This is a genomic window from Candidatus Tisiphia endosymbiont of Melanophora roralis, from assembly GCF_964026575.1.
GTDB lineage: Bacteria > Pseudomonadota > Alphaproteobacteria > Rickettsiales > Rickettsiaceae > Tisiphia.
The window spans coordinates 304046-328036 of record NZ_OZ032161.1 but is presented as its reverse complement, the minus strand read 5'-3'; the positions used below and the strand labels follow the sequence as shown (position 1 = coordinate 328036).

19 protein-coding genes and 1 tRNA gene are annotated in these 23991 nt (G+C 34.7%); 5 read left to right on the top strand and 15 right to left on the bottom strand.

Going from position 1 to position 23991, the window contains the following annotated elements:
* Positions 1–21: 21 nt before the first annotated feature.
* Positions 22–1110, bottom strand: a complete 1089-nt coding sequence (locus AAGD53_RS01585) for an LptF/LptG family permease (RefSeq protein ID WP_341763027.1) — start codon at positions 1108–1110, stop codon at positions 22–24.
* A gap of 35 nt (positions 1111–1145) precedes the next feature.
* Between AAGD53_RS01585 and AAGD53_RS01580 the strand changes: the two genes are divergently transcribed.
* Complete coding sequence (locus AAGD53_RS01580; RefSeq protein ID WP_341763026.1) at positions 1146–1397, top strand: palindromic element RPE1 domain-containing protein; 252 nt, start codon at positions 1146–1148, stop codon at positions 1395–1397.
* Positions 1398–1654: 257 nt separating this feature from the next.
* Here AAGD53_RS01580 and AAGD53_RS01575 read toward each other — a convergent pair whose 3' ends face one another.
* A complete protein-coding gene (locus AAGD53_RS01575) occupies positions 1655–2248 on the bottom strand; it encodes a hypothetical protein (protein WP_341763025.1) in 594 nt (197 codons plus the stop codon).
* 23 nt (positions 2249–2271) lie between these two features.
* Between AAGD53_RS01575 and AAGD53_RS01570 the strand changes: the two genes are divergently transcribed.
* The 4 genes from AAGD53_RS01570 to pheT all read left to right on the top strand — a co-directional run bounded on the left by AAGD53_RS01570 (position 2272) and on the right by pheT (position 6134).
* Positions 2272–2418, top strand: coding sequence for a hypothetical protein (locus tag AAGD53_RS01570; RefSeq protein ID WP_341763024.1), 147 nt, complete (start codon positions 2272–2274; stop codon positions 2416–2418).
* Entirely contained in the window at positions 2412–2576 is a 165-nt protein-coding gene (locus AAGD53_RS01565; RefSeq protein ID WP_341763023.1) for a palindromic element RPE1 domain-containing protein, read from the top strand. The genes AAGD53_RS01570 and AAGD53_RS01565 overlap by 7 nt, the downstream gene beginning before the upstream one ends.
* 118 nt (positions 2577–2694) lie before the next feature.
* Positions 2695–3744, top strand: a complete 1050-nt coding sequence (gene pheS / locus AAGD53_RS01560) for a phenylalanine--tRNA ligase subunit alpha (protein WP_341763022.1) — start codon at positions 2695–2697, stop codon at positions 3742–3744.
* Positions 3741–6134: a phenylalanine--tRNA ligase subunit beta gene (gene pheT, locus AAGD53_RS01555; protein ID WP_341763021.1), complete on the top strand. Its 2394-nt coding sequence runs from the start codon at positions 3741–3743 to the stop codon at positions 6132–6134. The genes pheS and pheT overlap by 4 nt, the downstream gene beginning before the upstream one ends.
* 85 nt (positions 6135–6219) lie before the next feature.
* Here the strand turns inward: pheT and AAGD53_RS01550 are convergent, their stop codons facing one another.
* The 13 genes from AAGD53_RS01550 to rpsG form a co-directional block, all read right to left on the bottom strand.
* Positions 6220–6513, bottom strand: a complete 294-nt coding sequence (locus AAGD53_RS01550) for a hypothetical protein (RefSeq protein ID WP_341761466.1) — start codon at positions 6511–6513, stop codon at positions 6220–6222.
* A gap of 205 nt (positions 6514–6718) precedes the next feature.
* Positions 6719–10864, bottom strand: a complete 4146-nt coding sequence (gene rpoC / locus AAGD53_RS01545) for a DNA-directed RNA polymerase subunit beta' (RefSeq protein WP_410521108.1) — start codon at positions 10862–10864, stop codon at positions 6719–6721.
* Between the two features lie 83 nt (positions 10865–10947).
* Entirely contained in the window at positions 10948–15054 is a 4107-nt protein-coding gene (gene rpoB, locus AAGD53_RS01540; protein WP_341763020.1) for a DNA-directed RNA polymerase subunit beta, read from the bottom strand.
* A gap of 1743 nt (positions 15055–16797) precedes the next feature.
* Complete coding sequence (gene rplL / locus AAGD53_RS01535; protein WP_341763019.1) at positions 16798–17166, bottom strand: 50S ribosomal protein L7/L12; 369 nt, start codon at positions 17164–17166, stop codon at positions 16798–16800.
* A 32-nt stretch (positions 17167–17198) separates the two neighbouring features.
* Positions 17199–17708, bottom strand: coding sequence for a 50S ribosomal protein L10 (gene rplJ / locus AAGD53_RS01530; RefSeq protein ID WP_341763018.1), 510 nt, complete (start codon positions 17706–17708; stop codon positions 17199–17201).
* Between the two features lie 21 nt (positions 17709–17729).
* Positions 17730–18437 (bottom strand): 50S ribosomal protein L1, encoded by a 708-nt coding sequence (rplA, locus tag AAGD53_RS01525; protein WP_341761989.1) that lies wholly within the window; start codon positions 18435–18437, stop codon positions 17730–17732.
* 3 nt (positions 18438–18440) lie between these two features.
* Complete coding sequence (rplK, locus tag AAGD53_RS01520) at positions 18441–18875, bottom strand: 50S ribosomal protein L11 (protein ID WP_341758590.1); 435 nt, start codon at positions 18873–18875, stop codon at positions 18441–18443.
* A 768-nt stretch (positions 18876–19643) separates the two neighbouring features.
* On the bottom strand, positions 19644–20192 hold the full coding sequence (gene nusG, locus AAGD53_RS01515; protein WP_341763380.1) for a transcription termination/antitermination protein NusG: 549 nt from the start codon (positions 20190–20192) through the stop codon (positions 19644–19646).
* 3 nt (positions 20193–20195) lie between these two features.
* Positions 20196–20396 carry a preprotein translocase subunit SecE gene (gene secE, locus AAGD53_RS01510; RefSeq protein WP_341748453.1) on the bottom strand — a complete coding sequence of 67 codons (201 nt, stop codon included), beginning with the start codon at positions 20394–20396 and terminating at the stop codon, positions 20196–20198.
* 21 nt (positions 20397–20417) lie between these two features.
* A tRNA-Trp gene (locus AAGD53_RS01505) sits at positions 20418–20493 on the bottom strand.
* A gap of 209 nt (positions 20494–20702) precedes the next feature.
* A complete protein-coding gene (locus AAGD53_RS01500) occupies positions 20703–21314 on the bottom strand; it encodes a palindromic element RPE1 domain-containing protein (protein WP_341763017.1) in 612 nt (203 codons plus the stop codon).
* A gap of 86 nt (positions 21315–21400) precedes the next feature.
* Positions 21401–23476 (bottom strand): elongation factor G, encoded by a 2076-nt coding sequence (gene fusA / locus AAGD53_RS01495; RefSeq protein ID WP_410521107.1) that lies wholly within the window; start codon positions 23474–23476, stop codon positions 21401–21403.
* A gap of 9 nt (positions 23477–23485) precedes the next feature.
* Complete coding sequence (gene rpsG, locus AAGD53_RS01490) at positions 23486–23974, bottom strand: 30S ribosomal protein S7 (RefSeq protein WP_341747240.1); 489 nt, start codon at positions 23972–23974, stop codon at positions 23486–23488.
* Between the last annotated feature and the right edge of the window lie 17 nt (positions 23975–23991).

Genomic DNA, 23991 nt, shown 5'->3' with positions numbered 1-23991 from the left:
AAATCAAATCATTTTAACGCATCAGGTTTCTTTAGAATGCATAATAACAAAATTACTGAAAAATAATATACATATATTTGGCAATAAAATAGCTAAGAAAGGGGGGGTTGCATTATATGCGAGTATTTTAAACAAAATCTCTAATAGGAAATAAATAATAAAACCTAGAAATAAGCCAATTACTAAGATTTTTTCTTGAGAATTATCACGTTGCTTGAGACTAAAAAAGCAGGCTGCTAAAATCACTGTGGTAGCCATAATTATAGGCTTAAATAACTGTTTATAGAAATAAACTTGGTAGTTAGTTATTGGTAAACCAAATTCTACTAAATGTTTAATTATATCTGGTAAATCCCAAATAGCAATCATCTCAGGATTTATAAAACTATTTAGTAAGTTACTTATTGATAAATTTGTTGAAACGGTAAAATGCTCATATTGTTTGACATTATAGTTATCCGAAATTTTTACAGAAGTTAGTTTTAAATTATTATCAACTAAAATAGCATATTCCCCATCAATTCTTTTTAAGAAATTATTTTTGTCATCTAAAAATAATATAATAATCTTATTTAACTTATTGTTCACTACATCAATAGACCCAGCCTGAATAATTCTTTTATTGCCTTGATAATTCTCAAAAAATAGTAAACCAGATTTTGATATTATAAAATTATTAGATGTCTTTTTACTCAATTTTGCTTCTAAAGATTCATATTTTTGTAAACCAAATGTACCAATAGGGTTACATATAGTTATTAGTATTATACCAAAAATCACCGCTGCAAAAACTGGAACAGCAATAACCCTCCAAATATGTATACCATTGCATAAAATAGTTATTAGTTCGTTATGTTTAGTTAGTCTTTTTAGAAAAAATAACATCGCAATGAAGCTAAGAAGAGAAGCTACTTCATTAACTAAATAAGGTATTTTATATAATACAAGTTTCCAAAAAAAATGTGTTGGAATATATACAGCTTTAAATTTTTGCAAAAGGTCAAAGATATTTGAAAGAATTAAAACCCCGATAATCAGAAGCAATATACCGATGAAATAGCCACAATATAGCCTGAGTAAGTAAATTGAAAGAGTTTTAAAATTAATCATTTAAAAATAAAAATTGGTGACCGTAGTGGATGATTTTGATTCTATCGTCTATCAACTCTTCATTTACTAGCAGTATATTACATTTGATACAAAAGTTCAATGTGATTTTTATTAGACCTCTTTCGAAACTCGCTTATGCTGAGGGATTTGAAGGAGACGCGGAACGCAGAACCGCAGCGTACTCAGATGTACGTGAGGATTCGAGTACCGCATCGACGTACAAATCACCAGCAGAAGTAGAGTTTCGAAAGAGGTCTATTATAAAAATAACGAGCATTTTTATCTAATCATCTAGCTGTATAAACTACGAAATAATTATAAGATTATTATTTTTTAAAGTTAAATTCAGTAAGTATTGTGGGAGTAATTAGGGTCAAATAAAGTGAGCCGAAGGAAAATATAGAACCAATTATAATGTGAGCCAAGAAATTTTGAGAGTCAATTAAATCGAGCTAGACTGTATTTTTAAAGTCATTTAATTTGAGTTACTTGTTACCGATAAAAGCGATCTGCTACAACTAGTCATATAGTTTTTTATCTCCATTTAAACCTCAGGAATAGGAAATGTTACATCTCCTGTAATATTGAGTGAGTATTGCAAAGTATTATTATCTTGCGGTACTGCATTAATATCATCGATAATTGTTTTAGGAATGTCCAGACTGTTAACATTTCCATACAAATTAATTGCAGCAAGCTTGCCTATGATTGTTAAAGGTGCAACGGGATCTGAAAGTAATTTGCATCCAATATCATTACCACGAACCTTAGTAATATTGCACGGGGTAATATTTTCTTTATTAGGTATAAGAGCAGATTTTTGGTCGTGTCTGTACAGTAGAGCCAATTCATTATTTTTATTTAAATCTGCCGCATAATGATAAACAGTATTACCATTTGTATCTTGATACTTTAAGTCATAATAACACTTTTGGAGTAATAGATCTAAAATCTCATATGAACCATATATAACAGCCACTTGCAAAAAGGATTGGCAAGTCGTATCAAGCACCGATTGATTTGTATCAATCGGTCTTTTAGAATTAATAAATTTTTCAAGATCATTGAGGTTTTCATTACGAATTAAGCTAACAAAGTCTTCGTTTTCAGATTCTGATAATCGTTGTGTGTCAGGCATAAATATAATATTAAGTTAGTTCTATGAATTATATAGGAATATTAATAAAAAATCAAGGGTTTTATCGCATTTGTAAATCGTGGTCTAGCGAGAATCGTAAAACCTTAAATTTTGGACATTATGATGCCATGAGCATAACAAAATTCTCAAAAGTAGCACCAAAATGCTAAGCATTAGACTTCTTTCGAAACTCGCTTATGCTGAGGGATTTGAAGGAGACGCGGAACCTCGACCCGCAGCGTACTCTAATGTACGTGAGGATTCGAGTACAGACGTCGCGTACAAATCACCAGCAGAAGTAGAGTTTCGAAAGAAGTCTATTATGTAATAACATAAACAAAAGGCAGCCCTGCAATAACATGTTATTGACATTTGCTTCTAATTAATCTAGAGATATAATAAAATTTAGTCTAATATTTATGGCTCGATATTATTATTAACTTGTTATGAATCATCTAAACCAAATATTAAAATCTGCACAAAGCAGAATAGAATCAACTCAAGCTCTATCAGAGTTGCAACAAATTAGGGTGGAGTTTCTTGGGAAACAAAGCTTACTTAATCAAGAAATGAGAAAGCTTGGTAGTCTTGAGCAAAATGATCGCAAAAAGTTAGGCGAGGCAGTTAATCTGCTTAAAGAACAGATTAGTAATTTGCTAGAAGCAAAACAAGCAGCCTTGGAGGAAATTGAATTAAATAAACGATTTGCTGAAGAGAAGACAGATTTAACAATTCCAACCCGGCAGTATAAGAAGGGGAGCATACACCCCATTACCCAAGCTACCGAAGAATTAATTCAAATATTTGCAAAATTTGGGTTAACAATTGAGTATGGTTCAACTATTGAAAATGATTGGTATAATTTTACTGCCCTAAATTTTTATGAAGATCACCCCGCAAGGCAGATGCACGATACTTTCTATCTAAAGGCAAAAGAGGCAGAACATCCCCTATTGTTACGTACTCATACTTCACCGATACAAATCAGGACGATGCAAAATGGTAAACCGCCTTTTAGGTTTATTGCTCCTGGTAGAACTTATAGGTCTGATTCCGATATAACACATACACCAATGTTCCATCAGATTGAAGGGTTGGTGATCGATGAAAATATCAATATGGGACATTTAAAATATGTTATCACTGAATTTATCAAAGATTTCTTTGAACAAACAAATATTGACATACGTTTTAGACCAAGTTTTTTCCCGTTTACTGAGCCATCGGCAGAAGTGGATATTAAGATGCAGGGTAGCAATAAATGGCTTGAGGTGCTTGGTTGTGGTATGGTTCATCCAAATGTTCTTAAAAATGTTAATATAGATAGTGATCTCTATCAAGGGTTTGCCTTTGGTCTAGGTGTTGAGCGTTTTGCTATGTTAAAATACGGTATCAAGGATCTCAGACAATTTTTTGAAGGAGATATAAGATGGTTAAAACACTATAACTTCTCTGCTTTTGACTTGCCAAGTCTAGCTGGAGGATTAACAAGATGAAATTTACTTTATCTTGGTTAAAAAAATTCCTAGATACCGAGAGATCTGTTGAGGAAATTGCTGAATGTTTAACTATGCTTGGCCTTGAAGTAGAAGAAATAATAGACAGAAGGACGGAACTAAAGGATTTTGAAGTAGCTCATATACTAGCTACTAAACCTCACCCATCGGCGGACAAGCTAAAAATATGTGACGTCCAAACTAGCGAAGGTATTTTACAGATAGTTTGCGGAGCAAGTAATGCTAGGGAAAATATTAAAGTAGTACTGGCAAAAATAGGTTGTGAAATCCCTAATGGTAAATTTAAAATTAAAGAGTCGGTAATACGAGGAGAAAAAAGTTGTGGAATGTTATGTTCTGAAGAAGAACTATTAGTGGGTACTAATTCTGATGGTATAATAGAATTGATGCCCGATGCTAAAATAGGAGAGCCATTTATACAATATTATGGGTATGATGACCCAGTTTTTGACATTAACGTTACCCCAAATCGTGGTGATGCTCTTGGCGTCTATGGTATAGCTAGAGACCTAGCTAGCAAGGGTATTGGTACGCTTAAAGAATTAGAAGTACCATCAATTGCCGGAGAATTTAAATCTATTTTGGCTTTAGAGATAGAAAATAAAGAAGCATGTCCATTATTCTGCTTTCGGGAAATAAGAAATTTACAAAACAAGACAAGCCCTGATTGGTTAAAGCAATTATTGCAAAATATTGGGCTAAAACCGGTTTCAGCCCTAGTGGACGTCACTAACTATATATCGTATAGTTTCGGGCAACCAATGCATGCTTACGATAGAAGTAAATTATCAGATAAGCTGCAAATTACATTACTTAAAGAAAAAACTAAATTTCTAGCTTTAAATGGCAAAGAATATGATTTAGATGAAGGGTCTTTGGTAATTCAAGATGATAGGCAAGTACTTACTCTTGCTGGTATTATAGGAGGTGATAGTAGCAAAAGTGAGCTTGAGACGCAAAATATCTTGCTAGAAGCGGCGTGTTTTTCTGCTAAATATATTACTAAAACTGGTAGATCTCTACAGATTGATACTGATTCTAGATATCGTTTTGAACGTAATATTGATCAGGCATTTACCTTAAAAGCCTTAAATATTGCAAGTAAAATGATTTTATCTATTTGTGGGGGTGAAATTTCTGATATAGTGTATAATGGGGATATCTCCTTTGCTCAAAGATTCGTGGAATTCCCTGTAGATTGTCTAGCTAAAATAACTGGTCTGAGCTTAAATAAGACAGAGATTTGTAATATTTTAGAGAAACTTGGCTTTGATATAGTAGATATAGGTGACACTCTAAAACTTACCATACCTTCTTGGCGGTATGACATAGCAATCAAAGAAGATATTGTTGAAGAAATTGTTCGTATTTATGGTTATGACAAGTTAGACTCGATTAAATTACCAGAAATGCAACTAACAAGGATTATACCTAAAGAGCAAAGAAGAATTTCTGATATTAAAAGAATTTTAGCCACTTGCGGGTATGATGAAGTTGTAACAAACTCATTCATGGATAGTAACGTCGCAAAATTATTCGCTCCAATATTTGCTCCAATAAAAGAGGAATTATTTCTACTAAATCCTATTAGTGTAGATAATAATTATATGCGACCTGGCCTCATTGCAAATTTACTTAAATTAGTTCAAAAAAATTTAGCAAGATCAATTAGAGAAATTGCCTTGATGGAAATAGGACCAATCTTTAACTCTTGTAAATCTGATGGTGAGTTAGTTTTTGCTTCTGCAGTAAGATGTGGACAATATCATGTGAAAGATTGTCATTCTGAAGCTCGCTTAGTAGATGTTTTTGATATTAAATCTGACCTAGAAAATGTTTTAAATTATACTGGCTTATCGATTGATAAGTGCCAATTTTGTCCAACTGAGTTACCGTATTACCATCCGACAAAATCAAGTATTATAAAACTTGGTAAAAATGCCATAGCATATTTTGGACAAATTCATCCATCTATATTAAAGCATTTTGATATTGATTGCGAGATATTTGCCTTTGAAATAAATATTGCCAATATACCATTTGCTAAAGCAAAGTTTGCTAAAAGAGATGAGTTTATTGTTTCCGACTACCAGCCAACTTTTAGAGATTATGCTTTTGTAGTTGATCTAGAACAGCCGGTTGGCGAGATGATGACTTATATAAAGAATTCTAATAAAAAAATAATAAAATCAGTTGATATATTTGATATTTATTCAGGAGATAAACTACCATCAGGTAAGAAATCAATGGCAATTAAAGTACAATTCCAAGCAGATGATCGTACACTAAATGAAGCAGACCTAAATTTATTAAGTCAAGAAATTGTTACAATTGTTTATGAGAAATTCCAAGGTAAGTTGAGAGAATAAACTTCTACTTTCAGACTAAATATATATCCAAAAAATGCTAAAGTAACCTAAACATCCGTAATGGAAGTCAATAAAAAATAGTAACTTAACATAAATTTTCATTGTAAGAAGAATTATTTTTGACAATAGAGTGCATAAAAGCTAGTAATTTGCACATAACAACAACAAGAGCAACTTTTGCTGCTTTATGTTTAGCAATTAAGTGGTCATAAAAATTGCGTAAGTGCTTATTACATTTCTTAAAAGCCTCAATGCGTAAATCATCCCAGTTAGTTAAGTTAGCTAGGGTTTTATTTAATACTTTCCCGTCTTCGCGATAAGAGGTACGAAGCAATATTGCAGGACGAGAATTTCTATTTAGGACAGTTGTAATATACATGAATAAGATTCATACCCTTCTTATTCTAGCCATGTCAAGTAAAAAATATCATTTACATGACTACAAATTTATCGCAGAACTCTTGTAAACCTTACTTTCCTGCCTCTTCAAGCACTTCTCCCTCTCGAAGATAAGACGCGAATCCTTGATATTCTCAAAAAACAATTCGTAGGAGCAGAAGAGTACACTCCCTATTAAAGAGAATCTATCCTAAAGTTTTCTGATAATTGACCTCTTCCTGGTCCAGTTTAGCTGCAAGTTTACGCATTCTATTCATGTAAAAGCCTGTTCCTGCTGGTACTAATCTACCAACTATGACATTTTCTTTCAACCCACGCAATTTATCAATTTTTCCAGCTATAGCAGACTCCGTTAGAACTCTTGTTGTTTCTTGGAAAGAAGCCGCAGAAATAAATGATCTAGTTTGCAACGATGCCTTAGTAATACCTTGTAGGATTGGTTGGGCTTCAGCCGGTCTTAAACCGTTATCTATAGCTTTTGTATTAATTTCAGCAAATTCACGATGATCTATCTTCTCATCAACCATTAATGTCGTATCCCCAGAATGGGTTACCTCTACTTTTTGTAACATTTGGCGAATTATTACCTCAATGTGCTTATCGTCAATTTTTACGCCCTGTAAACGGTAAACTGCTTGGATTTCTCCCACCATGTAGCTTGTAAGAGCTTCCACTCCCATTACCTTTAAAATATCCTGTAGAACTGGATTGCCATCAATTAACATATCGCCTTTTTTAACAAAATCACCTTCATTAACAACAACATGTTTGCCTTTTGATACCATATATTCAATTGGTGTAGTGTTATCACTTGGCTGAATAACAATACGCCTTTTTGACTTATAGTCTTTGCCAAATTCAACTCTACCATCTACTTCTGCAATAACAGCATGATCTTTTGGACGTCTAGCCTCAACAAGTTCAGCTACTCGTGGAAGACCCCCAGTAATATCTTTTGTTTTAGTTGATTCCCTTGGAATACGTGATAAAATATCACCTACTGACACCTTAGCACCATCTTCAACATTTAAAATAGCATTCACTGGCATGTAATATCTAGCCTCCAAACCATTGGACAGCATAATAGTTTCTCCATTCTCATCAACTAATTGAATACGAGGACGTAACTCTGCTCCGCGTGAATATTGTTTTGATTCAATTATAACTTTGCTAGAAATACCAGTTGTTTCATCAGTGATATCACGAATTGACACTCCTTCTACCATATCCTTAAATACAACCTTTCCAGATTTCTCGGTAATAATCGGAATAGTGTACGGATCCCTCTCTACTAATTTTTGTCCTTTTTTTACCTTATCTGAATCATCGGCTATTAATCTTGCACCATACGGTACTTTATGTCTTGCCCTCTCATTATTATTAGCATCCAATAATAATAACTCACATGAACGACCCATTACGATCTTACGTCCCTCAGAATCAACAACCACATTACGACCTAAAATCTTCACTTTTGCATCATGAGAGGCTTCTATTGAAGATATTTCAACACCTTTCGTTGCAGCTCCTCCAATATGGAAAGTTCTCATAGTCAGCTGGGTACCTGGCTCACCAATTGACTGGGCAGCAATCACTCCTACTGCTTCTCCGACTGATACTAAAGAACCAGTGGCTAGATCTCTACCATAACATCTTACACATATTCCATCAACAACCTCACATGTTAGAACAGATCTTACCATTACCACATCCAAACCAGAAGATTCGATTTCTTCTAATTTTGCTTCATTAATTAATTCACCGGCTGATAGTAATAATGCATTAGTAACTGGGTGATATACGTTAATCGCAACTGTTCTACCTAAAATTTGCTCTGCGAGCGATACAATAACTTCACCACCATCGATAATACTTCTAACTTCTATGCCTTTTGTAGTTTTACAATCTTCATCAGTAATTATACAATCTTGAGCAACATCAACTAATCTACGGGTTAAATACCCAGAATTAGCTGTTTTCAAGGCTGTATCTGCAAGACCTTTACGTGCACCATGTGTAGAATTAAAATATTCAAGAACAGTAAGACCTTCTCGGAAATTAGAAATAATCGGGGTTTCAATAATCTCACTTGATGGTTTAGCCATCAAACCACGCATACCAGCTAATTGCTTAATCTGTGCTGCTGATCCCCTTGCTCCCGAAGTAGCCATCATATATATCGAATTTACTTTCTGATGATTAGGCTTATTATTAACAGGTGTCATAGCAATTTCTTTCATCATGTCATTTGCTACTTTATCCGTACATTTAGACCAAGCATCAATCACTTTATTGTATTTTTCACCGTAAGTAATTAGACCATCAGAATATTGTTGTTCAAACTCTTTTACCTCAGTCAATGTTGAATTAATATGACTATCTTTTGATTTTGGTACAACCATGTCGTCCATACCAAAAGAAATGCCTGAGGAACAAGCATATTTAAATCCAAGTTTCATTAGTTGATCAGCAAAGATCACTGTAGCCTTTTGTCCACAGTGGCGATACACCAAATCAATAACCGCAGATATATCCTTTTTAGTCATGGATTTATTTACGAACTTAAATCCAACATTATGATTACGTGGTAATAATTCTCCTATAATTAACCTACCAAAGCTAGTATCCACTATAGTTGAGACAACCTCCCCTTCAACATTAAGCACATCGCGACGAAATTTTATCTTTGAGTGAATAGTTATTACCTTATTATACAAAGCATGTTCAATCTCCGACATGCTAGCAAAACTCATCCCTTCACCAGGTTCATTGTCAAAAACCATTGTTAAATAATAAAGACCTAGTACTATGTCCTTATCAGGGACGATAATCGGACGACCATTTGCCGGACTCAATATGTTGTTTGTTGACATCATAAGTACTCTTGCCTCAAGCTGAGCTTCAATTGAAAGAGGGATATGCACTGCCATCTGATCACCATCAAAATCAGCATTGAACGCAGCACAGACTAAAGGATGTAGCTGGATAGCTTTCCCTTCTATCAGTAAAGGTTCAAAAGCTTGGATACCTAAACGATGCAAAGTTGGTGCTCTATTCAGCAATACTGGATGTTCACGTATAACTTCTTCTAAAATATCCCATACTTCTGATTTCTCAGCTTCAACCATTTTCTTAGCGGCTTTTATAGTGGTAGCAATTCCATATAATTCAAGCTTTGAATAAATAAATGGCTTGAATAATTCCAACGCCATCGTCTTTGGTAAACCACATTGGTGTAACTTAAGCTCTGGTCCCACAACGATAACAGAACGACCAGAATAATCCACTCGTTTACCAAGCAAATTCTGACGAAAACGACCTTGTTTACCTTTTAGCATATCACTAAGTGACTTAAATGGACGTTTATTAGTATTTTTCACTACTTTACCACGACGACCATTATCAAATAATGCATCGACCGATTCTTGTAACATCCTTTTTTCATTTCTGATGATAATATCCGGTGCTTTTAGTTCAAGTAGTCTTTTTAATCTATTATTTCTATTAATAACCCTTCTATAAAGTTCGTTAAGATCAGAAGTTGCAAACCTTCCTCCATCAAGCATAACTAATGGTCTAATTTCAGGTGGGATAACTGGCAGAACAGTCATAATCATCCATTCTGGCTTATTCTCAGATTCAAGAAAATCTTCAACTAACTTAAGTCTTTTAACAATCTTCTTCTTTTTAACTTCTGAAGATGTATTTAATAAATCTTCTTGCAAACTCTTCTTTAATTCAGGTAAATCAAGTTCTGTAAGCATCTGCTGAATTACTTCAGCCCCAATAGAAGCAGTAAAACTATCTTCCCCGTACTCATCTTGTGCCTTTTGCAAACCGTCTTCCGATAAAAGGTCACCTTTTTGCAGAGCAGATAACCCAGGATCAACAACAACATAACTTTCAAAATATAGAACTTTTTCTAGATCCTTCATAGTCATATCTAGCAATGTACTAATCCTTGATGGTAAAGATTTCAAGAACCATATATGGGCAACTGGTGCTGCTAGCTCAATATGCCCCATTCTTTCTCTTCGGACTCTAGATGTAGTAACTTCAACACCACATTTCTCACAAGTGATGCCACGATATTTCATACGTTTATATTTACCACAAAGACACTCATAGTCCTTCACGGGTCCAAAAATTCTAGCACAAAATAGTCCTTCTTTCTCTGGCTTGAAAGTACGGTAATTTATTGTCTCAGGTTTCATTACCTCACCAAAAGACCATGAACGCACTTGATCAGGACTAGCAATATTAATTCTTATTTGATCAAATTGCTGAGTACTGCTTAATTGTCCGTAAAAATTTGTCATCCCTGTTGTCATAAAGATTCTTCCTTAAAAAATTTTTCAGATATAGTTTAGTAAAAAGCCTCTTGGACCTTCTGTAGCAATTGCAAAAAATATCTTTAATCTGTGGTAGTATCCTCAAGCTTTACATTTAAGCACAAGGACCTGAATTCTTTGATCATCACGTTAAACGACTCAGGAATACCCGATTCAAAATTATTATCACCTCGGACAATAGATTCATAAATTTTAATTCTACCAACCACATCGTCTGATTTTACAGTTAACATTTCTTGTAACGTATAAGCAGCACCATAAGCTTGCAGTGCCCAACACTCCATCTCACCAAATCTTTGACCTCCAAAATGCGACTTACCACCTAATGGTTGCTGAGTTACCAAACTATAAGGACCGATAGAACGAGCATGAATTTTATCATCAGCCAAATGATGTAATTTTAGGAAATATTTATAGCCAACTGTAACGGCACGATCAAAATACTCTCCTGTTCTACCATCAATCAACCTAATTTGACCTGATGGGTCTTGATCTGCAAGGACTAGCATTTCTTTTACATTCTCAACCTTTGCACCATCAAAAACTGGGGTTGAAAAATATACCCCCTTATCGATATTATTACAAAACTCAATAATCTCTTGATTGGACATTTTCTTTATATTTCTTGTCGTTGAGTTATGCCCATATACCTCGGAAACAAAAGATTTAAGCTCTTCTACATCAATTTTGTTGTTATGAACTTGATCCAACATAGAAGATATTTTTTTACCAAGATTTACTGCCGCCCAACCAAGATGAGTCTCTAAAATCTGCCCTACATTCATACGTGAAGGTAAGCCAAGTGGGTTAAGAACTATATCAACTACTGTGCCATCTTCTAAAAATGGCATATCTTCTTCTGGCATAATACGAGAGATAACACCCTTATTCCCGTGTCTTCCGGCCATTTTATCTCCAGGTTGTAACTTATGTTTAGTAGCAATGAATACTTTTACAACTTTAAGAGCACCTTGTGGTAAGTCATCACCACTTTGTAATTTCTCTACTTTGCTAGTAAAACACTTATTAAGCTTCTCTTGCTTTTCATCATAATGACGTTTAATTTGCTCAATTTCATTCATTACATTAGCATCTTCAACAATCAGTTGCCAAAATTGTCCTTTTGATAATGACTTAAGAGTTTGATCACTAATCAATTGACCGGATTTTACAGATTTAGGACCGCTAACAATTATTTGTCCTGTTAAAATCTTCTCTAAACGCATAAAAACAAAATGCTCTATGATTCGAAGTTCATCATCCCTATCTTTTGATAATTTTTCAATTTGTTGTTTTTCAATAGCTATAGCACGCTCATCCTTTTCTATTCCCCTACGAGAAAACACTCGTACTTCTACCACTGTACCAGTGATCCCAGTAGGAACACGTAAAGATGAATCCCGAACATCTGAAGCTTTTTCTCCAAAAATAGCTCTGAGTAATTTCTCTTCTGGAGTCATAGGTGACTCACTTTTAGGGGTAACCTTACCCACCAAGATATCGCCTGGTTTTATTTCTGCACCAACATATACTATACCAACTTCGTCAAGATGGCGTAAACTTTCATCACTAACATTTGGAATATCGCGAGTAATTTCTTCGGGACCAAGTCTTGTATCTCTAGCAATTATTTCAAATTCTTCAATATGAATTGAGGTATAAATATCATCTTTTACAATACGTTCTGATATTAAAATCGAATCTTCAAAATTATAACCATTCCATGGTAAAAAAGCTACTAGCACATTTCTACCAAGAGCTATTTCACCATTATCTGTACTTGGTCCATCAGCAATTACTTCACCTTTTTTTACATAATCACCAACGTTAATCAACGGCTTTTGATTAATACAAGTATTATGGTTAGATCTTTGAAATTTTAATAAATTATAAATGTCCACACTAGGTGATCCATCTGTTTTCTGCTCCTTAGTCCTTACAACTATTCTAGTTGAATCAACTTGCTCTACTATCCCATCATGCAAGGCTACAACTGAAACCCCAGAATCTTGTGCAACAATTCCTTCAATACCAGTACCAACTAAAGGGGCATCACTTCTAATAAGCGGTACAGCCTGACGTTGCATGTTTGACCCCATCAAGGCTCTATTAGCATCGTCATTTTCTAAAAATGGAATAAGTGATGCAGCAACGGAAACAACCTGCATCGGGGTAACGTCAATGTAATCCACTTCTAGAGGGGTAACCATAACAAAATTACCACCTTCAGTTCGACAGTTAATTAATTCTTCTTGTAACAAACCTTTTTGATCGACAACTGCATTAGCTTGAGCAACTTTATATTTTCCTTCTTCAATAGCTGACAAGTAAACAACTTCGTCAGTTACATGACCATCCACGACTTTTCGATAAGGTGTCTCAATGAAGCCATGCTTATTAACTCTAGCATAAGTAGCCATGGAATTAATCAAACCTATGTTCTGTCCTTCTGGTGTTTCAATTGGACATATCCTCCCATAATGAGTAGGGTGGACGTCCCTCACTTCAAACCCTGCTCTCTCCCTGCTAAGTCCACCAGGTCCTAAAGCTGATAATCTTCTTTTATGAGTTATTTCTGATAATGGATTAGTTTGATCCATAAATTGAGAAAGTTGTGAAGTACTAAAAAATTCTTTTACTACAGAAACCAAAACTTTTGAATTTACTAAATCATGAGGCATAACGGCATCAAGATCAACCACCGACATTCTTTCAAGTACTGATTTCTCTATACGAACAAGACCAATTCTGAACTGATTCTCAATTAGTTCACCAACTGACCTAACTCTTCTGTTACCAAGGTGATCAATATCATCTATCGAACCTTTACCATCTTTTAGCTCTACTAAAACTTTAAGAATATTTTTAATATCTTCAATAGTTAAAATAGCTGTAGATTCTGGTATATTAAGTTCCAATCTTGCATTCATTTTAATACGACCAACTTCTGAAAGATCATATCTTTCATGGTCAAAGAACAAGTTGTTAAATAATGTTTTAGCAGCTTCAATATTAGCTGGTTCTCCTGGTCTTAATACCCTAAATATGTCTATCAATGCTGATTCATAATTTTGATTTTTATCAGCAAATAAGGTGTTCCTTATGTAAGGACTTGATTGTGGATTTATAGCAAGTACATCGACAGACGGAATTTCAAGAGTCATAATAGAGTCCAGCATATCCATTGTGATCATTTCACCAATTTCGGCTAGTACCTCACCATTATCCGGATTAACAAGATCTTGTGCTAAATATTTACCTACTAAATATTCACGTTCTACCAAAATATTTTTCACTCCATCTTTAGCAAATTTTTTAGCCAAACGAGGAGTAATCTTCTGACCAAATGCAAGTATCACATTGCCGGTATCCGCATCCACTAAGTCATTAACTAGCCTATGAGCAGTTATAGACTCAGGTATAAACTTTGTTGCCCAGCTTGCATTTTTGGTAAAACATGTTACCGTATCATAATAGAATTTTATAATTTCATTGGTAGACATTCCAATGGCTCTAAGAAGAGTAGTAGCATAAAGCTTTCTTTTCCTATCTATTCTAAAGTAAACAATATCTTTAGCATCAAATTCAAAATCTAGCCATGATCCTCTATAAGGTATAACTCTAGCAGAATATAGAAACTTCCCTGAAGAATGAATTTTCCCATCATCATGATAGAAAAATACGCCAGGTGACCTATGCATCTGTGATACCACCACTCTTTCTGTACCATTAATAATAAAAGTACCATTCTTTGTCATTAGGGGAATATCCCCCATATAAACTTCTTGTTCTTTAATACCTTTGATTTCTTTTGCTCCAGTGTCTTCATCAATATCCCAAATACTTAATCGCAATGTGACTTTAAGAGGAGCAGCATAACTAAGGCCTCTTTGAGTACATTCTTCGACATCATATTTAGGATTATCAAATTCATATTTAGCAAATTCTAAATATGCAACATTAGAGGGGTCGTGAATCGGAAAAATTGAACTTAATACTGATTGTAATCCTCTGTTTTCTCGCTCAGAATCTTTAACTCCTAATTGTAAAAAACCTTTTTCATAAGAATTTTTCTGAACCTCTATCAAATTTGGTATAGACGCTACCAAATTTATGTGACCAAAATTTTTTCTTACGCGTTTGCCAATTGATAAGGATTGCGTTGTCATATAATCTCCCGATTAATGCTTTTAATAATTTTTTATTTTGAAACCAAGTAAAAATCTACTTCAAACTTGGAATCTCACATATTACAATAGTCTCAATGTCATTCCCTTCAATGTCCCCCTACGAAAGTAGCAAGGTCTAGAAAAAGCCTAGAAGGCTACTTTTTTAGATTCCACTACCCACGCTGGGATAATATAGAGTTTGCTTATCCCTGTATCATAGCTCGGATAACATCAACCCTAACAAAGATAACATTAAATTTGCTACTAACTTGTTACATCAAATTCAGGTTATTTAATTCAAAATTAAACTTTAATTACCAATTTCTTTACCTTAACATAAACTAAATTGTTATACTCGAATGATCTGAAGAATGGGGACAACAAACAAAGGGTGAACAAACGCAACGTAGTAAACCGTTGTTCGCACGCGAAATCCCCACAACTATTTGCGAAAGCAATTCTTCAAAGCAGAAGAGTATACCTTAAATTTCTTTTTTAGTATTCTATATAAACTCCAAATAAAGATAAAAATCTAAAAAAACTCGATTTAAAAATATACTTGAATGATTTAAAGAATTAGAGCATAAAACAAGAGGGGAGCGTAGCATATGTACATTAGGAATAAAAACATGCGAATACTCTGTAATTTTGCGAAACCAATTCGTTAAATTATTCAAATATAATAGGGGTGTACTTAAATGATTTGAAGAATGGGGACAATAAACAAGGGCTAAGCGAACTAGGCGTACATCTAGTACGTAAATACACAAATACCCGAAATTTTGCCACACCAATTCTTTAAAGTAGAAAAATATACTAAAATGTACAAATCTGTTTCTTATCTTCATCTGATTCAGAATTTTGGATAAATAAATACAAAGACCTCTTAAAGCAAAAGAACTTTGTCTTAAAAGTTTTATAAGTTTTTGTACAAAATGTAATAGTTTATACGGGTATGATAACATATTTAGCAACATAACTCGTAAACCAAATAGAATATCACACAACAAGTTCATTTCCATTATTAACAATACAAACCTAGATTTAGTCCCAAAATGTTTCTACCAATCTATGTATATTCTAAATCTTGCGGTATACTCGAATGTGACTCCGAATTGGATTTGAAAATGAGGGGCAAGCAGACTAGGCGTACATAAGGTACGTGAGTACGCGAGTCCCTGATATTTTCAAAAAATAATTCGGAATCACATTCGAGTATACATATATTTATTATTGTTTTGCTTTATAAAGAAAGGCTATCACAAAACTACTACATGGGTATAACTTAAGCAGCCTAAGTATAATCTTCTGCTTTGAAAAATTATTTTTTGAAAATATCAGGGACTCGCGTACTCACGTACCTTATGTACGCCTAGTCTGCTTGCCCCTCATTTTTAAATCCAATTCTCCAAATCATTCGAGTATATCATCCCTGTGACGATTAATGTCATTCCTGCCTACACAGGAATGACATCTTTTTTGTTAAAATACTGCTCAACAATAACAAAACCCTGTGCTTAAGTTAATACCCATAAAAACTGCTGGGGATTCACATACTTACAAATGTACGCTTAATCCTTTACCCCTTTGTCCCTATTCTTTGATCACTACACTCTATAATTAACTTAGAAAGTTATCCTAACAACCTTCACAGAGCCTAATTAATATGAACTTACACAAACAAGCTATTTAATACACCCCCAAAGTAAACTCTAGGCTTTTTCTACCCGATGGTACACTCAATTATTTTAATTCAATTTTTGCTCCAACTGCTTCTAATTTTGCTTTAAAACTTTCAGCATCTTCTTTATTTACACCAGATTTAATAGTTTTTGGGGCAGCATCTACTAACTCTTTAGCCTCTTTTAAACCAAGACCAGTAAGTTCTCTAGTTACCTTAATTACCTCTATTTTTTTATCACCACTACTGACTAAAACAACTTCAAATGCTGTCTTTTCAGCTACTGCTTCTGATGCTACAGAACCCACCGCCTGTGCTACAGGAGCTGCGGCTGTTACACCCCATTTTTCTTCTAGCATTTTTGCAAGCTCTGCTGCTTGAATTACTGTAAGTGTTGACAATTGATCTACGATTTTTACTAGGTCTGTCATAATTTTCTTCCTCTTAAAACTTTTTTATTAAATTATTCTTTATTTGCATAAGCTTGAAAAACTCTAGCAAGCTTGGCTGCAGGAGCTTGCACCACACCAGCAATTTTAGTTGCAGGAGCTTGCACCACACCAATAATTTTACCTCTAAGCTCATTTAATGAAGGCAATTTTGCAAGTTGTTGTACAGAATTCGCATCTAATATTTGATTATTTACTAAACCACCAACTACTTTCAAACATTCATTAGTTTTAGCAAATTCTACGACAACTTTCGCAGCCTCAACAGGGTCTTCAGAATATGCAAAGGCTGTCGGACCAACAAGCAAATGTACTATATCAGCAATACCAGCCTTATTTGCTGCTATTTTTGACAAAGTATTTTTAACTACTTTGAACCCCGCATTTTTTGCTTTAAGAGACCTACGCAGTAGAGTTACTTGACTAACAGTAAGCCCATGATAATGAGTAATTATCACGGAATTTGACCGTTTATACACCTCTTCAAGTTCTACGACAAATTCATGTTTCTCTGATCTTAACACCTTAACTCTCCTTGTCGTATTTTACGATATACTTGCTAAATCTATTTTTACTGATGGACTCATAGTAGAAGATAGATATATTGCTTTTAAATAATTTCCTTTAGCACCAGAAGGCTTTGCTTTAACTACAGCAGATATCAAAGTTGATGCATTATCTAGCAAATCTTGTTTAGAAAATGATAATTTACCAACTCCAGCATGAATAATACCTGCCTTTTCAACCCTATACTCTACTTGACCACTTTTGGCATTTTTAATTGCCGTTACAATATCGGTAGTTACAGTCCCAAGTTTTGGATTTGGCATTAAGCCCTTTGGGCCTAAAATTCTTGCCACTGCACCTATTGCTGACATCATATTTGGTGTTGCAATACAAACGTCAAAATTAATTTTTCCTGCTTTAATATCATCGATAATTTCTGTAGAACCAGCAATATCTGCTCCAGCTTCTTTAGCTTCTTCTATCTTTTCATCCTTACAAATCACTGCAACTCTACTAACTTTACCCGTACCAGCTGGTAATGCGACAACACCACGCACCATTTGATCTGAGTGCTTAGGATCTACCCCTAATTTCATCACCACTTCCAAAGTAGAGTCAAATTTAGTATAAGACACAGACTTAAGTAACTCTATTCCTTCTGCTAAAGTGCGGTTGCCAACTAGAGCTACTTTTTTTCTTGCTTCTCTAATCTTTTTGCCACCAACTAATTTTTTATCAACTAACATATATTAATCTCCTACCACTTCAAGCCCCATAGATTCAGCAGTACCACGAATAATTTTAGCGGCAGCTATTAAATTATCAGTATTAAGATCTACCATTTTAATTTTTGCAATTTCAATGCAATCTGACATGGTAACCTTACCAACAAATGCTTCTTTTTTAGTAGCACTAGAACCTTTAGGAATTTTAGCAAATTGTTTTAAGTAATACGATGCTGGAGAAGTCTTAGTTACAAAAGTAAAACTATTATCTTCATAAGCAGTAATCACGACTGGAATAGGAGTACCTGGTTCAATAGCACTAGTTGCTGCGTTAAACGCCTTACAAAACTCCATAATATTAAGTTTCTTCTGACCAAGTGCAGGACCAATAGGTGGGGATGGATTAGCCTTACCTGCTGGCACAGTTAACTTAATATAAGCGGTTATTTTTTTTGCCATTATAATCTTATCCTTACTTATTTAATTAATAGCATTATTCATGTGAGCCTTGTCAATACACTCTCGATGTCATTACCGTGTAGGCATTGCCCACAACTGTTGAAAGTTAAAAATCGTCTATTAGCAAAGCACTGTTGTAAGGCTTAAACCGTCATTGCGAAAAGCCGCTGCAAGCGGCAACGTGGCAATCTTGTGAAGGATACCTTACTCCACGAAGATTGCACAGCACCTAACGGCACTTCGCAATAACGGTTTTTTAACTTTCAACAGTTATGGCATTACCCACGCGTGGATCAAAAAGCCAACGTAAGTAATGGTACTTACAGAACCAAAAACGAGGTCATTCCTAGCTAAAAGCGAAAATCCAAAAAATAACCTGTAAAGGCTATTAAACCCTAACTTACGTTGGGATGACATCAACGACAAATATTATATCGAATTCAACTTAACCTCAAGTATCGATGTAACAAATTAATACTAGGCTTAGTATTATCCCTACCCCCTACGTAGGCAGAGTCTAAACAACCTAGAAGGCTCTTTTCAGACCCCAAATTACGCTGGGATGACATTAAGTTGACAATCATACACCTTTAGCTAGGATGGTAGAGACAATAAACTGCATACTCTTCTGCTTCTACGAATTGTTTTTTGAAAATATCATGGATTCGCATGTGTAACTATACTATATGTACGCTACGCTTTCTCACCATTCATTTTCAAATCCAATTCGTAGGATCATTTGAATACACACCCTACTCTAAACAAACCCTAATTATTTTTCTTAACCTGCGTAAAATTTAGTTCTATAGGAGTTGCTTTACCAAAAATAGATATAGACACACGCAATCTATTTTTGTCATAATCAATTTCTTCTATAACCCCTGTAAAAGTCTCAAACGGACCGTCAGTAACAATTACTGCCTCACCAATTTCATATAATTTCGAAATTCTAGCATCTTTGGTTTCAGCTTCTAGTTTACTAAAAATATTTTGTATTTCTTTTTCGCTAAGGGCTTGTGGTGTACTTTTACCACCTAAAAAACCTGTAACCTTAGTTACACTTTTTACCAAATGCCAAGAATCATCTGTCATATTCATTTTAATCAGAATATAACCAGGCATAAATTTCTTCTCTGTCTTAACGTTTTTACCACGTTTAACTTCAGGTACTTCAATAACCGGAACAACGATATCCTCAAAAAACTCCGACATACCCTGCTTAGCAATTTGATCGAGAATCATTTGCTTTACACGCTTTTCTGAGCCTGATAATGTATGAATAACGTACCACTGCACCACAATTTTCCCTAAACCTATTCCTTACTTCCCAATATTAAGTAAAACCTGCATTATGCTATGTATACCGTAGTCTAACACCAAACAAATTATACTAAAAATAAATACAGCCACCACTACTATAAGAGTTGAAGTTATCAACTCTTTCTTACCAAGCCAAACAATTTTATAAACTTCTTGCTTTACTTGCTCGTAAAATTTGTAGACTCTATTTTCCTTTAACATATTATACGAACTCATTATAGTTGGCAGGAGCGACAGGAATCGAACCCGCAACCTTCGGTTTTGGAGACCGACGCTCTACCAATTGAGCTACACTCCTATCATATTTTTACTAAAAAATCAAACTATTTTTTTAATAAAGTTCTATATTTACCAAGTGTGCAAGTTTTATTAACTTAAGCAACCTCGGTGTCATCCCCGCTTTGGTGCGGGATATAAAATATCTAACAACATTATCCATAGTATTTTTTAGATTCCCGCCTACGCGAGAATGACATCAACCTTTAGGACTATTATACTTACTTAAACTTATACACTTAGTATATTTGTAATTGCTTCTGACCCATCCCCTATAGTAGTTACTTCCTCGAACTGTTCTTGTTCTGAATCAGTTAATGTTACGTTAGATAACGTATCTGATATTGTCTCATCAGAACTATCTTTACTATCACCAGAAATTAGTTCTTGTTTTAATGTCTTATCTCTAATCTTTGCGTAGTCTAGTAAACATTTTTCCATCTCACTATTACTAAAGCTTTCTGCCAAAAATAATACTGTATCATACTCATCTTTCTGTATGGCAACACTACTTAGTAAATAATCCATTATTTTAGTATTTTTGCTAAGGCATGCCGCCTTATATAAGAGTTCTTTTTGTAGCTCTTGCAACTCATCACGGTTATTAATATCTCCGTTAATATCTTCCATCATCAAATTTAATTTTGAATAAACCCAGTTGCCATACAAGTCAATATCACCCTTAACTAATTGCAATAATTCATTAGACATTTTGCAAAATTCTACTTTTACCGATGATTCGGACGTCGATACGGTACTTGAATTCTCACGTACGTCTGAGTACGCTGCGGCTTTGCGTTCCGTGTCTCCTACAAATTCCTCAACATACGACATCTTAGCCATTTTCACGCCTTATATTATTTATTCACAAAAAATAACATTATAGCATATTATATATGATACACTAATAGCTATCTTAATAATTTTTTTTATTTCTTAGCTTTAATAGTTTCGGCCACCTGTAATGGTACTTGCTCATAATGAGAGAAAACCATACTATATTGAGATCTACCTTGTGATAAAGATCTCAAAGTACTAACATACCCAAACATCTCGGCCAACGGCACATTTGCAGTTATAACTTGTGCATTACCTCTTGGATCCATACTTTGCATTTGTCCTCTACGACTGTTTAGATCACCAATAATATCCCCCATATACTCATTAGGAGTAATTACTTCAACTTTCATAATTGGCTCAAGTAATTTTGGATTACCTTTTGGCATACCTTCTCTAAAAGCAGCTTTTGCAGCAATCTCAAATGCAAGTACACTTGAATCTACATCGTGGAATGCTCCATCTATCAAAGTTGCTTTAAAATCAATCATTGGATAGCCGGCAACTACACCTGTATCTTTAATATTATTTAGACCCTTTTCAACACCAGGAATAAATTCTTTAGGTATAGCTCCTCCAACAATTCTGCTTTCAAAAGTAAATCCTGTTCCAGCTTCTTGAGGTTCAAATATTATTTTAACCCGTGCAAATTGTCCAGCTCCACCAGATTGCTTTTTATGAGTATAATCAATTTCACAAGGCTTGGTAATTGTCTCCCGATAAGCTACTTGTGGTGCTCCAATGTTAGCCTCAACTTTAAACTCACGTTTCATACGATCAACCATAATCTCTAGATGCAGTTCACCCATACCTTTAATAACAGTTTGACCGCTTTCCTGATCAGTTGATACTCTAAAAGATGGATCTTCAGCAGCTAACCTAGACAATGCCATTCCCATCTTTTCTTGATCAGCAGTTGATTTTGGCTCTACAGCTAATTCAATAACCGGTTCAGGAAATTCCATTCTCTCCAAAATAACCTGCTTATCCGGATCACACAAAGTATCACCAGTAGTGGTATTTTTAAGACCAGCTAGAGCAACAATATCTCCTGCAAAAGCTTCCTTAATATCTTCTCTTTCATTAGCATGCATCAGAAGCATCCTACCTACTCGTTCTTTTTGGTCTTTTACCGTATTAATGACAGTAGCACCTGAACTAATCTTACCAGAGTAAATCCTGATAAATGTAAGAGATCCAACAAATGGATCGGTCATTACCTTAAAAGCTAAAGCAGAGAAAGGTTCAGATGCTGATATTTTAAAATCTTTTTCTTCTCCAAAATTAATATCTATTCCCTTGACTATTCCAATATCGATTGGTGAAGGTAAGTAGTCAACAACTGCATCCAGCAAAGGTTGCACACCTTTATTTTTAAAGGCACTACCACATAACACAGGAAAAAAGACTCGGTCAATCGTTCCTTTCCTTATCACTACTTGAATTTCTTCCTCAGTAAATTCTTCACCTGATAAATATTTCTCCATCAAATGATCATCAGTCTCAGCAACCATTTCAATTAGCAAAGCACGGTATTCTTCAGCCTTTTCTAACATATCAGCAGGGATTTCTTGGTACGAATATTCAGCTCCAAGAGATTCATCCTTCCAAATTATTGCCTGCATCTTGATTAAATCAATAACTCCTTTGAAATTCTCTTCAATACCAACTGGCAACTGAATTACTAGAGGTTTTGCACCAAGACGATCTTTAATCATTTCTACACATTTGTAGAAATTAGCACCCATTCTGTCCATTTTATTGACAAAGCACATTCTAGGTACTTTATATTTATCAGCTTGTCTCCAAACTATTTCTGACTGAGGTTCAACACCGGCCACACCATCAAATACCGCCACTGCTCCATCTAAAACACGTAAAGACCTTTCTACTTCTATTGTAAAATCCACGTGACCTGGGGTATCAATAATGTTAATCCTTATATTTTTCCAGTAACAGGTAGTAGCAGCAGAAGTAATAGTGATACCACGTTCTTGTTCTTGTGCCATCCAATCCATAGTGGCACCGCCTTCATGAACTTCACCAATTTTATGTGATTTTCCTGTATAAAAGAGAATACGCTCGGTTGTAGTAGTTTTACCAGCGTCAATATGAGCACAAATACCTATATTACGAGTATTAGCAAGAGAAAATTCTGTAATCGCCATATGATTTAATTACCTTGGTTGCGATTTTTTGGGACTAAAATGAGCAAAAGCTTTGTTAGCTTCAGCCATTTTATGAGTGTCCTCTCTTTTTTTAATAGCAACTCCTCTATTATTTGATGCTTCAAATAATTCCTCCGCCAACTTATCAATCATCATTTTTTCAGAACGTTTATTTGCTGCATTGATAATCCAACGTGACGCAAGTGCATACCCTCTTCTTTCATCAACAGGGGAAGGGACCTGATAATTTGCACCTCCCACACGCACTGAGGTAACCTCAAGATATGGCTTTACATTATTCATAGCATTATTGAAAGTTTCATAAGGATCTACCCTATGTTTTTTTTCTATTTTACTAAAAGCAGAATATACTATCTTTTCGGCTAGAGCTTTTTTCCCTTCCTTCATGATATTATTAATAAACCTAGCAAGCAGAGGGCTATTATATTTCATATCAGGCAAGATAACCCTTTTCTCTGCGGCATGACGACGTGACATTTTATCTCTCTATTTCA